This is a genomic window from Bradyrhizobium sp. RDM12, assembly GCF_051917485.1.
Lineage (GTDB): Bacteria > Pseudomonadota > Alphaproteobacteria > Rhizobiales > Xanthobacteraceae > Bradyrhizobium.
Genome location: NZ_CM133064.1, coordinates 7885809 through 7899048 on the forward strand (window position 1 = coordinate 7885809; position 13240 = coordinate 7899048).

At 59.0% G+C, this 13240-nt stretch carries 9 protein-coding genes and 1 pseudogene; 3 read left to right on the forward strand and 7 right to left on the reverse strand.

The genetic code is table 11. The features are described 5' to 3' along the window. Positions 1–48 precede the first annotated feature (48 nt). The 3 genes from ACTGJ9_RS38265 to ACTGJ9_RS38275 form a co-directional block, all read right to left on the reverse strand. On the reverse strand, positions 49–1137 hold the full coding sequence (locus ACTGJ9_RS38265) for an NADPH:quinone oxidoreductase family protein (protein WP_456675225.1): 1089 nt from the start codon (positions 1135–1137) through the stop codon (positions 49–51). Between the two features lie 2435 nt (positions 1138–3572). Further along, on the reverse strand, positions 3573–4997 hold the full coding sequence (locus ACTGJ9_RS38270; protein ID WP_456675226.1) for an aldehyde dehydrogenase family protein: 1425 nt from the start codon (positions 4995–4997) through the stop codon (positions 3573–3575). Between the two features lie 1260 nt (positions 4998–6257). After that, a complete protein-coding gene (locus tag ACTGJ9_RS38275) occupies positions 6258–7175 on the reverse strand; it encodes a TauD/TfdA dioxygenase family protein (RefSeq protein WP_456675227.1) in 918 nt (305 codons plus the stop codon). A gap of 596 nt (positions 7176–7771) precedes the next feature. Here ACTGJ9_RS38275 and ACTGJ9_RS38280 point away from each other — a divergent pair. Both ACTGJ9_RS38280 and ACTGJ9_RS38285 read left to right on the forward strand, forming a co-directional pair. Then, positions 7772–8017 (forward strand): annotated as a pseudogene (locus ACTGJ9_RS38280) (IS630 family transposase); the annotation flags it as partial. Positions 8018–8292: 275 nt separating this feature from the next. Continuing rightward, positions 8293–8802: an IS630 family transposase gene (locus ACTGJ9_RS38285; RefSeq protein WP_456678757.1), complete on the forward strand. Its 510-nt coding sequence runs from the start codon at positions 8293–8295 to the stop codon at positions 8800–8802. A 502-nt stretch (positions 8803–9304) separates the two neighbouring features. Here ACTGJ9_RS38285 and ACTGJ9_RS38290 read toward each other — a convergent pair. Genes ACTGJ9_RS38290 through tnpA form a run of 4 tightly spaced genes read right to left on the reverse strand, consistent with a single transcriptional unit; the run spans position 9305 to position 12290 of the window. Beyond that, positions 9305–9907, reverse strand: coding sequence for a plasmid pRiA4b ORF-3 family protein (locus tag ACTGJ9_RS38290; RefSeq protein ID WP_456674906.1), 603 nt, complete (start codon positions 9905–9907; stop codon positions 9305–9307). Further along, positions 9904–11469, reverse strand: a complete 1566-nt coding sequence (tnpC, locus tag ACTGJ9_RS38295; protein ID WP_375866159.1) for an IS66 family transposase — start codon at positions 11467–11469, stop codon at positions 9904–9906. Before tnpC ends, ACTGJ9_RS38290 begins: the two co-directional genes overlap by 4 nt. Positions 11470–11520: 51 nt before the next feature. After that, the gene (gene tnpB / locus ACTGJ9_RS38300) at positions 11521–11874 is read right to left on the reverse strand and encodes an IS66 family insertion sequence element accessory protein TnpB (protein WP_456673959.1); all 354 of its coding nucleotides are present in this window, start codon (positions 11872–11874) and stop codon (positions 11521–11523) included. After that, positions 11868–12290, reverse strand: coding sequence for an IS66-like element accessory protein TnpA (gene tnpA / locus ACTGJ9_RS38305; protein ID WP_456673958.1), 423 nt, complete (start codon positions 12288–12290; stop codon positions 11868–11870). Before tnpA ends, tnpB begins: the two co-directional genes overlap by 7 nt. A 612-nt stretch (positions 12291–12902) precedes the next feature. Here tnpA and ACTGJ9_RS38310 point away from each other — a divergent pair. Continuing rightward, positions 12903–13196 (forward strand): ATP-binding protein, encoded by a 294-nt coding sequence (locus tag ACTGJ9_RS38310; RefSeq protein ID WP_456675228.1) that lies wholly within the window; start codon positions 12903–12905, stop codon positions 13194–13196. Positions 13197–13240 lie beyond the last annotated feature (44 nt).

Consider the following 13240-nt stretch of genomic DNA (forward strand, 5'->3'; position numbering starts at 1 on the left):
CCGCCGGTACACGCATGAACATTTGCCCGCGCATGCTCCAAGGTGAATTCAATCGACAGTGACGACAATCTTTCCCACTGCCGTTCGAGTGGCTAGTCGGGCAATTGCATCACCAGCCTCTGCCAACGGAAAGCGCGTTGATATGTAAGGGCGCAGCTTGCCACGGTTGTACCACTCAAACAACTCGGCCACACTGCTAGTAAGATGTACGACACTCTGATCAAGCCATGGGCCCCAGAACACTCCCATAATCTGGCAAGACTTAAGCAACGGGAGATTGAGCGGAATCCTGGGAACACCCGCGGCAAATCCTACAACGAGGAAGCGACCCTCCCAAGCTATTGCGCGTAAAGCCGCCTCCGAATAGTGCCCGCCTACGACATCACAGACAGCGTGCGCGCCGTCTGGCGCGCACGCCTCTTTAAGGAGACGCGCGACCTCTCCGCGGGAACGTGGATCCGACGGCGCCGCTGGATATATTACTGCAGCGTCGGCTCCGTGCTCTCGGACTAGCGTCGCTTTCTCAGTTGTAGAAACCGCGGCTACCACCCGAGCTCCGATAGCTTTTCCAATTTCAATTGCTGCAAGGCCGACGCCGCCAGCAGCTCCAAGCACGAGAAGAGTTTCACCGCTTCTGAGCCCCGCTTTCACTTTCAAGGCGTAGTAGGACGTGCCGTAGGTAAGGAGGAAGGCAGCAGCTTCGTCAAAGGGCATGGTGTCCGGTATCATGACGCAGCGGCTCGCCTCTACAGCAATCTTCTGAGCCATTGATCCCCATCTAGAAAACCCCATGGTGCGATCGCCGGGCCGAAATGAGCATACGTCAGTACCGACAGCTTCGACCACGCCAGAAAACTCGGCACCAGGCGAGAATGGCCGTTTCGGCTTGAATTGGTACCTGTCTTCTATGATAAGCGTGTCCGGAAAATTGACCCCGCTGGCTTTGACACGAACCAAGATCTGGCTTGCGGCAGCCACCGGGTCGTCGACCTCTTCGAGCACCAGCTTTTCGGGGCCGCCAATCGATCTACTCACAATTGCCTTCATATCTACTCCGTGCGAGACAATCTCGATACGGCTGGAGCCAAGGAGCGCCTGGAGGGCTACCGATCGTGTGCTCTCCTCGTTGCCCGGCATGTAACGCTATCCATGCTGGAGCGCCAGCTATACGGCACCAGACGCCCAGCAAACTTAGTGCACTGGCTTTTCCTGCGAAAACTCACGAGCCCACAGTTGCCTCCTTTACGTCGCCACGATGAACAAGGCTCCTCAACTCCTCGCCGCTTAGCCAAACAAGCCAATCGTCATCCACAATATCTTCTTCTATCAGCTGCAATATCGACCCGCCGCATTCAGAATGCGCATATCCGAAAACACTACGGTTGTCTAATATCCGGCGCGCTACAAGTGCACATAGGAAATCGGGAGCCCACATCGCCAAGGATACGCCTCGTGCAATTCCTGCCATGATTTTGGGGATACCCTGTCCTCTAAAGTCTCTGCGGACCCAACGATCTCCATGATACGCTACTTTCCCGGCCATCTTCTTTGCGCTTGGCGCAATGCAAGTACAACGATCGAGAGGATGTGCATGCAAACTCGGGTCTGCGTAAAACGCTTTTAGTGATTGAAGATGTTCTGCAAAGTTTGTCTGCTGAAGATTGTAAAGCCGAGCAGCCTCCAACAGAGCGACCTTGTTATTGCTATCGACGCCTATCATCCAATAGCCCTCGCCTCGTCTGATCGGCGAGCGATCCGGCCGAAAGATAGGATATGTCCGGCCCTTGGTTGGCGTGGCGCCTGCAATCGCGACGTACTCGTGAAAGTCGAAACCTATCGAAAGCCTAATACCTTTCTGGACAGCGGATGCATCATGTCGTTGAAGAAACCGTGAGACTTGCAACGGGTTGACTACGCCTATCATTGGAATCCATTTCCTCTTGACGAGCTGCATCACAGCCTGTGCGGCGCATTAGTAAGCTGATCTTAGAGCACTACGCACAGCCTGAAAAACTACCAGATCTGGGGAGGACTCCTCATCGGCCTGATCTCCTATCGGAGCAGATCAGACTTCAACGACGTCAGGTCGCCATCGCAGTGACAGGCCGGGATCAAACGCCCGCTTGAGTGATGCCGAATCGATGGCTTGCGGGCACCGCTTCAAGCTAATCTCGCCACAAAAAGTGGAGGCGTTTGGGCGGCCTTACCTCCACGTCGTAACGTGGCGGTATATCCGCCGGGGAATGAAATCCTGAGCGCTTGAGCAGGAGATGATGTTGCGGTGACACTCGGCGCGACGACCCGTCCGATGAAGTGCGGCGCGAGCCGTCGAGCGAGACCACTTGCTATCAACAATGCTGTGGCGAGGAGTTATTCCGGCGTCGGCTGGTGTCCGATCGTTCGTCGCTTCGTGCTGGCGCAGCCGGATGGCCGAGGAGAGGTGGCTGGAGAGATCCAGGAGCGCTTGTCGGTTGCCACCAGGGTCAAGGCGATCAGACCGTCCGAGCTGTCACGGTGATCCTCGACGCCACGATTCAAGCCAAGAACGTAAACGTTCCCCACCGATCCGAAGCTTCTGAATCCGGCGCTCAGATACTCGTGCGGCTACCGAAGCTTCACAGGTTGGCTCTCAACCACCATTGTAAAGCCGCTATCGCTGGCACGGAACGGCGCTAGCAGCAACAGCGCCAATGCGGCCCGAAGGTCTATTCCCCGCACACGCCCGAGGTCGAATGCATCGGCAAGGGCAAGCCCCATCGGAGTCACGAGTACGGCCTCAAGTCTCCACTGCAACCACGATCAGCCGCGCAAAGGGTGGCCAGTTCGTCGCGTTTCTTTAGGCGCTGCCCGGCGATCCGTATGACAGTCATCAGCGTGGCCACACTGATCCCGGACACCGGCGTCCCTCGGCGCTAGCCTCGCGCATTCTCGCCGCGATTGCGCGGCTACTACGCGTCGCCCCATCACATGTTCAGGTTCTACATCCCCGGCCAGAAGCGAAGGGTGACCCAAGATGAAGGGCGAACTCTGCCGCAGGTCTGCCGTCGAGCCCCTCATAGGTCATCTCAAGGCCGACCACCGCATGCGTTGCACCTGTCTCTGGTGGAGACACGGCAAGGCTACAAATCCCGTTCTCGCCGCCGGCTACACTTCTGTCGACTTTCTCGTTGGGGGCCCTGTTGATACCCTATCCCTCTCTGCTCTGAATGCCGCGGTTCAGGTGGTGCGGCCGTAACCAGAGCTCTTCACGGATCAATAACTTCTATGGCGGAAATAAGCACTTCACTCCTCATTCTGGGCCGCCGCCAAGTCCAGTGTGTTCGGCCTATGAGCCGCGCAGCAGGTTCCCGGTGCCGATCGCGATGCGGATCAAAGCATTCCCTTTGTGTCACGGTCCGGCAGCAGAGCGCAATTTCAGCGCAAGTACCTGAATTGAAGTCGCGCCCGCAGTGTTGCGGGCCACTATTACAAGAGTATATCGTTCTGTCCCCGTCGCTGTAAGAGCTGACCGATCTGGCAAGAATGATACGGACATCTTCCTTCAATCACCGCTACTGTCCCGCGTGACATCACTATGCAGGGTCATAGCCAAGCACTGCCTTCACCTCAAGATATTCCTCGAGTCCCCACCTGCCGTTTTCGCGCCCATTGCCGGATTGCTTGTACCCGCCAAACGGGGCGGCCCTGTCGAGTCCCGGGAAGTTAACATGGACAGATCCAACACGCAGGCGGCCTGCGACGCGACGTGCGCGCTCAAGATCTGACGACTGCACATAAGCCGCCAACCCGTAGACCGTATCGTTTGCGAGCTCTATGGCCTCTTCTTCATGCCTATATGGCAAGATTGATAGGACTGGCCCAAAGATCTCCTCGCGCGCGATGGACATGTCGTTTCGGACGTTCGCAAATACGGTAGGACGCACGAAATAACCGCAGCTAAGATGCTCGGGACGGCCAAGGCCGCCAGTGACAAGCTCCGCCCCTTCCTCGATCCCGGCTTGGATGAGCCGCTGCACTTTCTTGAACTGTGCCTCAGTGACTACCGGACCAAGATTCGTCCGGGGCTCCCAGGGATCGCCAACAACAAGCTTCTCTACCGTCGCTTTGACCCTTTCCTTCGCCTCATCATGCCTCGCAATCGGCACGAACATGCGGGTCGGCGCGCTGCATGACTGGCCGCTATTAAACATCGCTCTTAGTGCGGCTTTGGGGATGGCCGCCTCGAAATCGGCATCAGGCAACAGGATGTTCGCCGATTTTCCACCGAGCTCTTGCGTAACACGCTTAACAGTTTGAGAAGCTGACTTTGCGACGAGAATGCCGGCCCTGGTCGAGCCAGTAAATGAGATCAGTTCGATGCCCGGATGAGCCGACATAGCCTCGCCGACGACCGCACCTTCGCCCTGCACCATGTTGTAGACGCCTTTGGGAACGCCAGCCGCATGCATCACCTCTGACCAGATCACGGCGTTCAAGGGCGCCAGTTCGGAGGGCTTTAGCACCATCGTACAGCCCGCTGCTAATGCGGGGGCGACCTTCATGATGATCTGATTGACCGGCCAGTTCCAAGGAGTGATTAAGCCGGCGACACCGATTGGTTCTCGCACGATCTTGGTTCCTGCTTGCAACTCCTCGAACGGATAGCTTCGCAGCACGGTTACCATGCTGCTCAGATCTATCGGTGTCGTGGCCAACTCGCGCGCAAATTCCAGCGGCGCCCCCATTTCCTGGCAGAGTACCTCGGAGAGGTCATTGCGCCGTTTCTCGAATTCCGCAACAATATTCACCAACAGTTCGAGTCTTTCTTCCCGCGTAGTCCGAGAGAAGGCAGGAAAGGCAGCCCGAGCCGCGGCGACAGCCCGGTCAACGTCCTTTGCACCGCCCAGGGCAATACGAGTGAACGCTTCTTCGGTGGAGGGATCGATTAAGTCCAGGAATACGGGTTCCAATGGCTCTACCCAGGACCCGCCGACATAATGTTCGCGTTCGTGCAGCATTCGATATTTCTCCGTGACAAATGAGGTAGTCGGCAAGCTGAGCATTCGCCCCCTGAGCTCTTCCCAAGAAGGAGTACGATTGTCTGATGTTAGCTGCCCGAGTGCTATAGCTCAGGAGGGTGTGTTCGTCTGGAGGAATTGCGACGGTGCCATCCGGCAGACTGTCCTGACATACTCGACTAGCCCGACGCACCTGTTCGTCACAGTCAACCAGGCTTTTCATCTCGATTTGCGCACGGCGGGGTAGACGGCGCGGACTGACTCGTGAGAGAGCGCGAACTACGCTCAACGCAATCGAGATCTTCGTCACGCCTTGAAGAGCATCCTGTCTGTTCTTTCGATGACCCGATCGATAATCGTAGAGAGGGTGCATGATGGACAGCTCGCGTCCTCCTAGCCTTGGACGTACCTCGCGCAAGCACCTGTTGTTCTGGAATGGCTTCTGAATGGACCACTACGGACTACCTCCCACCACAATTGCAACCCAGCAACAGTCCTGCTGGTCGTGAGTTTGTTCGTTTCCATAGCTCACAATCCAGGTGCCGCGATGCCTCGGTCGTTGCCCCAAGCACAATTGCCGATCTGATGTTGACCACTGACTTGGTAGTGCCCGCGGGAGCTGAATGTTGTGGCAGGACTCTTGACGTGCATGTAGATCGGATGCTTACGCGTCACGATCTCATCGCGGTCGATGCTGAGGACGACTGACCGAAACCATTTCGCAGTTGAGGCTAGCATCATGAGCTTCTCAGAATTGATGCGGTCTCTGGCCGATATCCTTTCGTTTGCTGCTGGAAGTCCACGGCGGGTTCTTTTTAGCTTCGTGCCCACGCGTCCGGTCAGCAACCCCGGTCTATGCTCTTGCTCAATGCGCGGAAGTGGAGTGGCACCGCATCTCGAGCACGATGGCAGCGGCTTCGGCCTCTCCCACCTGGGCGAGCCTGATCTGCCTTCCTCAACTGGCAAAAACATTCCGGAGCCACCACGGGAATCAAGGCCGTGCAAGGCAGCCCGAACCGGTGCCTCGAGCCGCACCCGATCGCGCACGTCCGAGTTGCGCAGGGGCGCGCGCGAGGCGCAAGTCGCTGATCATAGAGAAGGACTTCCTCAAGCAGCGGATCGAAGAAGTCGCGGTCGAAGGTCCCCATTTGGTACGGCGCGGTCGCACAACATCCACGAAACTGCTGTTGTGTGATGCTAGACACGAGATCCTTACGCTCATCATTCTCTACTCCGACCACCGCGAAACTTGCAATCGCCCTAGACGACATTCGCGGACGGCTTGACACGCGCGACACTACACCGGCCGTCGACGCTGACGGGCACCTCGCCATCAATGGCTGCGCGACGAACAAGGCGAGGCTGGTCCCCGTAATCCTTAGCCGCGTAGTGCATCGTGGCCCGGTTGTCCCAGATAGCAACATCGCCCTGCTTCCAGCTCCAGCGCAGAGTGTTTTCCGGGGCGGTGATATGAGACTCGAACAGGTCGAACAGCCTTTGACCGTCATATTTCGGCACGTCAACAAAGTGCTTCGTATACATGCCAAGTACGAGCGTGCGCTCGCCGGTTTCGGGATGGACACGCACGAGAGGATGCTCAGTCTCGAACCTCGCTTTCAGGACCTCGCCATAATGCTTCTTATCTGCGTCCGTAGGGCGGGCAAACATAGAGAAGTCGAAGGCGTTGCTGTGAACAACCCAGAGTTCGTCGGCAAGCCGCTGCAGCGGCGGTGGCAAATCGAGATATGCGGCCGCGGTGTTTGACCACACCGTGTCGCCGCCGGTTGGTGGAATTACAACGCCCCGCAAAACCAAAATCTTGGGGTACGCATCCATATAGGCCAGATCGATGTGCCAACAGTCAGTCCGGAGACCTCCGCGCACCGTATCAATCTCGATCATCGAAATCGTCCCGTTGAGAGTACGCACCGTTGGAGGCGGCGGCAATGGACTCCCAAAACGCCGAGCAAAGCGCTCCTGCTCGGCGTCGTCCAGGTGCCCCTGCTCGCGGAAGAAGATGACCTTGTGCTTGAGGAGGAGCGCTTTAATCGCAGCTATGGTCTGGTCCGGCAGATCGCCGGACAGCTGGATATTCCGGATTTCAGCACCGATTCGCGCCGAGCGTGGGACGACGTCTGTGCATGGAATTACACTTGCAGTCAAAGCCGTTTCACTCACGTGGTACCCTCCAACTTGTGTTTGACAGGGCTACTGTTTCATGTCTCTGCCGCCAATACACCTACCCTTCTTGGTGGGCTGGTCTCAGCCCATCGTTACCGCCGATCTATGGCTCACGCGTGTGGAGTACGGCTTTCATCTCCACGGACGTGACGGCGGGCCGACTTCAGGGACCATGGTCGTAGACGTGTACCATCCCACATGCTGGATGGCGTTTCGTCGTCCGACTCTTCAGCATGTTTGTTCCAGGAGTTCACGGACCGAACTAGTCGTCCGAGAACAACGCTGTAAGGGCGAACGCGGCAGTCACCGCCGCGCTGGAGCCATCAACGCCCACATCAAGCGACGACAATTGTTCGGAACCATCAATGGCACCTTGGCGGATGCTACTAGACGACCGATTCCGTGAAGTTGGCAGTGATGGAACGGGACGTTTGTTTGTGGATTCCTCGTTTAGGATTGACTGAACGAGGAGTTTCATCATGGCAGGATGGCGGCAAGCGGTCGAGCTGGCGATGACCGATGAGGAGATCGAAACGTTGACGGCTCTTTCGCGGTCGAGGACCGAACCGGCGCGCCGGGTGTCGCGGGCCGCGATGCTGCTTGCCTACCGCGAGACCCCGTCGTTCTTTGCGGTGGGACGAAGACTTGGCGCCCATCATCAGACGGTCCAGCGCTGCGTCGAGCGGGCGGCGGCCAATGGCGCGCTGGCGGCGCTCGACGAGCGCCCGCGACCGGGCAAGGAGCCGGTGATCACGCCGGCGGCCAAGGCCTGGCTGGTGTCTCTGGCGTGCGACAAGGCCAGGGAGCATGGCTATCCGCACGAGTTGTGGACGACGCGGCTGTTGGCCCGCCATGCCCGCGAGCACGGACCAGAGGCCGGACATCAATGTCTCGCCCGTCTGGTTCAGGGCACGGTGTGCAAGCTTCTCGGTCAGGAGGACATCAAGCCGCACAAGGTGCGCTACTATCTTGAAAACCGCGACGCCGAGTTCGAGCAGAAGATGGCGGAGGTTCTGTATGTCTATCGCGAGGTCCAGATCCTGAAAAAGCCGCCGCTCGGTCGAAGAAATCGGACAAACCGGTCGCGATCGTTTCCTGCGACGAGAAGCCGGGGATCCAGGCCATCGCGACGACAGCGCCGGATCTGCCGCCAGTACCCGGCGTGCATGCGACCTTTGCGCGCGATCATGAGTACAAACGTCACGGCACGCTCAGCCTGTTGGCGGGGATTGACCTGCTCACCGGGAAGGTCCACGCGGTCGTCAAAGACCGCCACCGCAGCCGAGAGTTCATAGAATTCCTCAAACTCCTCGATGCCGCCTATCCGGCCAGGACCGCGATCAAGTTGATCCTCGACAATCATTCCGCACACATCTCGAGAGAAACCAGAGCCTGGCTCGACACACGACCGGCTGGACGCTTCGAGCTTACCTTCACTCCCAAGCACGGCTCGTGGCTCAACCTCATCGAGGGATTCTTCTCCAAGTTCGCCCGTTCAGTCCTGCGCCACATCCGGGTTACATCAAAGCACGAACTCAAAGAGCGCATCATGGCCGGAATCGACGACGTCAATCGCCATCCCGTCATCCATACTTGGTCCTACAAACTCGCCGACGTCGCCTGATATGATTCTGAACCAAGAAAACGCTGACCTAGTCTTCGCGGAATAGCTCCTGGCCGGCTCTCGCTCCACGATCACGATGGCTTCTTCTAATCAGCTCCACACCGCTTGATCCGGGAGCACGTCGACGTTCGCGCCACCACGCGGATCACCAAATTGTTTCATCGGGATTGGGTGTTGCGGTGCCGGCTGCCGCCAAAGGGACTGATCACATGCCCAGTGCGCATCAGCGGTAGGCCGAGTGGATTATCAATCAATTCCGGCGCCGCGGATGGTCCATCGTTCCTAATTGAGGGGCTCGTCCTCGCCATCCCGGCCAATCGGTCTCATCCTGAACAGGGACTCCGGACCTGTCTGGGCGTGCTTCGGGTGTTCAATATTGATCAAGAATGGTCCGAGCTGATTTCAGCCGCGCGGTGACCAACAAGAGCATCGCCTCCCCATCCTCTCCAACAAGGTCAAACGTAAGCGTAGCTCTGAGGCCCATTTGATTGGCGCTTAACGTCTATTTTGAGCGCGTGGTGCGCCGGCGCGGCTTCCATATGTCGGACAACGCATTGACAGCGGCCTCAAGCGCCTTCCGGTCGACGACGTTGGGATCGAACTGCTCCGGGCCCCAGAGGCGCATATGTTCGTGCTCCGGATGGGCGGGGTCGCTGATGGCGTCGAGGTATTCGGCATAGCCTGGCGCACCGCCGACATCTTCCGGAGGACAACGGCCGGCGGCCTCGAGCAAGAACGGAAGTCCCTCCGTTGTCGTGTTATCGAACCACTTTTCGAGCTTGATCACGTGATCCCAGCTGTCGCCGAAGTCGTAGAGATAATGGATCGTCTTGGCGCCACTCTCTTGAACGATATCGCAGAGCCGCGCCTTGCGGGCATCGATGGGCTGGGGGCCAAAATCACCTTCGGGATCAGGGATACCCCAACGTCCTTCGCCGGCCAGGAACTCGAAGAGATGGCTGTTCGTCCAGCCAAACGCCGCCTGAAGCGTCAGATGCAGCCGATCAAGACGCAGCGTGAGCGGCACGACAAGGCATCGCATCACCTCCGGTTTCACGTCCTTGAGGGTCACCTTGATCCGGACCGCGGTCGTGTTCAGGCTCATGCCGCCAGCCTCGGATCGTGTGCATGCATCGTGTAGATCGACGCCCAAGGGAGCAGTTCGTCCAGTCGCGCCGCAGGCCAACCATTGACGAGCTTCGCGAGAACATCAGCGAGCCAGTGCTCGGCACTGACGCCATTGAGCTTACAGGTCTCGATTAACGATGCCAGAACTGCCCAATTCTCGGCGCCCTCGTCGCAACCGGCAAAAAGGGAGTTCTTCGCGTTGAGCTTGATCGGCCGCATCGCACGCTCGACAGCATTCGTGTCCATCTCGATGCGCCCGTCATCAAGGTAGAGCGTCAGGCCGTCCCAATGACGCAACGCGTAACGCAAGGCCTTCGCCGTGTCGCTCTTTTGTGCAAGGTAATCAAGCTTGGCCTCAAACCACTGCTTCAAGGCTGTAGCCAGAGGTCGGGCATGCGCCTGCCTGCCAGCACGGCGCTCGGCCTCCGATCGGCCGCGGAGCGCCTTCTCGACCGCGTAAAGTTGGGCGATGCGCTCAAGAGCCTCGCGGGCAACCGGAGCTGGCGCCGGAGCAGCCTCGCGCTCGATCTTCACAAACTGGCGCCTCAGATGCGACCAGCAGAAGGCGAGCGTTCCGGACAAGGCGTCCGCACGCGTCTCTCGGGTCATGGTCTTGTAAGCCTGATAGCCGTCGCAGTGGATGATGCCGCGATAGCCCTCGAGCAGCCTCAAGCCATGAACGGCCCCACGGCCCGGTGCATAGGCGTAAACCACGCCAGGTGGGTCAGGTCCGGCCCAGGGCCTGTCATCGCGTGACAGCGCCCAGAAGTAGCCGGTTTTGGTCCTGCCGCGCCCCGGATCCAGCACCGGCGCCGGGGTCTCATCGACACAGAGCTTCGAAGAGGCGAGCAGAAGCTGGCGCAGACGATGCCACAAGGGCTTCAATTCCTGGGCGGCGTAGCCGACCCAGAAGGCGAGCGTGGAACGGTCGATGGCGATACCGTGGGTCGCCAGCATCTGCGCCTGACGATAGAGCGGCAAATGCCAATGATACTTGGCGTCAATTACATGCGCGACGAGACGCTCGGTGGGCAGTCCCCCCTTGATCAATCGCTCGGGCGCAGCGTGCTGGAGGACGACGCCATGACAGGCGCGGCAGGCCAGCTTGGGCCGGCGGGTGACGATCACCCTGTATTGCACCGGAACGACGTCCAGCCTCTGGCTCTCATCGTGACCAATCTCAACGAGATCGCCTTTGCAGCACGGGCAGCAGGTTGCAGCCGGCATCAGGGTTTCGACGATGCGCGGCAAATGCTCCGGAAGCTGACCACGGTTGGCTCTGCGCTTGGTAGTTCTCTTCTCGCGGGCTCTGGGATTGGCGCGATCCTCAGCTGCTTCGAGAGCCGCGACGGCCTCTTCGATGTCCTCCAGAACAAGCTGTAGCTGATCAGCGTCCAGCTTTTCCGAGGATCGACCGAACTGCGCATCTTTCGCAAGCTTGAGCAACCGCTCGAGCCTGGCGCAGCGATCCAGCAGAGCCGCGGCAAAGACACGCAGCTCGGTTGGATCGCTCGGCAGCTCATCAGGCAAATCACTCATTGGCCCAACTCTGCCATGCTTCGCGCCCCGATGCAGCGAAGTTTTTATCTCCTACGCAAGTGCTTTCGGCTGCGGGATTCGAGGCGCGTGCATCCGCGTCCAATCCATGCCGGCCAGAAGCGCGGACAGCTGGGCGGCATTCATCCGCATCACGCCGGCTACGATGGGTGGCCATTTGAAGCCGCTGCCATCGAGCCGCTTCCAATACATCACAAGGCCGCTGCCATCCCAGACGACAATCTTCACCCGATCGGCGCGCTTCGCACGGAACACCACCGCCACGCCCTTCATCGGGTCATGGCCCAGCGTCTCCTTCGCCAACAGCGCCAAGCCCTCCGCACCTTTTCTGAAGTCCACAGGTTGCGTCGCCACGTAAATCATGAGGCTCGCGGGCGGCATCAGCATGAACGTGTCCGTCGAAGCGCCAAGAACACATCACTCAACACAGCAAGGCCAGGCGTCCCTCGCACCTCCACGCGTGCCCCCTGGAGTTCAACCGTTACAACGGCTGCTTCCGGCGACCCGGTGGGCTCTGCGGCCGCCGGTCGCGCCGATTCCGATACCACCGGCACGAACGACAGCGTGTCCGCCGAAGCCGGCAGCACCAACTGGCCCAAACGCGCCCGGCGCCGCCAGTCGTGCACCTGCTGGGGCCGGCACCCATGGCGACGCGCGACATCTGTGACAATCGCCCCCGGCTCAAGGCTTTCCGCGGCAATCTGTGCCTTCAAATCGTCCGGCCAGCGCTTTCGACCTGCGCCTGCGTACACTTCGATACGCGGTGACAACGGTCGTCTTATGTCGTCCGAATGGTCGTCCATTATGAGCACCCTTGCAGAAGATGACTCTTCTAGCGGTGCTCTCAGGATTGAGTACAACAATTCTCAAGGGCCTCAACGCCACGCTTACGGTCAAACGCACTTCTCGCGAGACCGAACACGCGATTATCGAGCGGATCCCAATCTGCGCGCCTCCGGTTGAAAGTATCGTCCAGCATGCTCGCCTATCCTACCCTCGACCAGCTGCATCGCCTCGGTCTCGACGACATGGCCAAAGGCCTTCAGGACGTCGAGGCTCAGTCCGAGCGCGCAGCCCGCCCCCGAATGGATGGCGTTGCTCCTGGAACACGAGAAAGGGCTGCGCGGCAAAAGTGGGTTCGAAAGCAGAGCTCCAGCCGCCAAGCTGGGTCATGCTGCCTAGGTCGAGGATGTCGATCACTGCGCTATCCGCGGTCTCGACCGCGCGCTCTTTCTAAAACTCGCCATCGACGACTGGATCTCGGGAACGACACAATCTCTTCGTTACCCGCCGCGCGGCGTCGGCAAGAGCTGGCTCGCTTGCGTCCTTGGCAACAGGCCTGCTGGGACGAGTTGTCAATTGCCTACCATCGTGTGCCGCGTCTCTCACGCCCTCGCCGAGGGTGCCCTTCCAAGATGCTGCGGGCGATCGCACGACTTGATTTGCTGATCCTGGACGGCGGGGGACCAGAACCCCTCAACGCCGAACAGCGCCGTGATTTGCTCGAAGTCGTCGAAGGATCGACACGAATCCCGCTCGATTCTCTTCATCAGCCAGCTGCCCGTCCATGGCCGGTACGAAATCATCAGAAACTCATCATCGCGGTCGCGATCCTCGGTCGCCTCGTCCACAATGCCCACGAAATCGAACTCGAGGGAGAGAGACTGAGAAAGCAGAAGCAAGCCGCTCAAGATCAATCGGTCTCTTGACTCTAGCCCTCGACGACATCATGAAATTGACCTTTGCGAACGAC

Coding starts and splice junctions, on each gene's coding strand:
- ACTGJ9_RS38265 (WP_456675225.1), bottom strand. CDS start 1,137: ATGCCGGGCAACGAGGAGAGCACACGATCGGTAGCCCTCCAGGCGCTC.
- ACTGJ9_RS38270 (WP_456675226.1), bottom strand. CDS start 4,997: ATGCTGCACGAACGCGAACATTATGTCGGCGGGTCCTGGGTAGAGCCA.
- ACTGJ9_RS38290 (WP_456674906.1), bottom strand. CDS start 9,907: ATGAGCCTGAACACGACCGCGGTCCGGATCAAGGTGACCCTCAAGGAC.
- tnpC (WP_375866159.1), bottom strand. CDS start 11,469: ATGAGTGATTTGCCTGATGAGCTGCCGAGCGATCCAACCGAGCTGCGT.
- tnpB (WP_456673959.1), bottom strand. CDS start 11,874: ATGCTGATGCCGCCCGCGAGCCTCATGATTTACGTGGCGACGCAACCT.
- tnpA (WP_456673958.1), bottom strand. CDS start 12,290: ATGGACGACCATTCGGACGACATAAGACGACCGTTGTCACCGCGTATC.
- ACTGJ9_RS38310 (WP_456675228.1), top strand. CDS start 12,903: ATGCTGCGGGCGATCGCACGACTTGATTTGCTGATCCTGGACGGCGGG.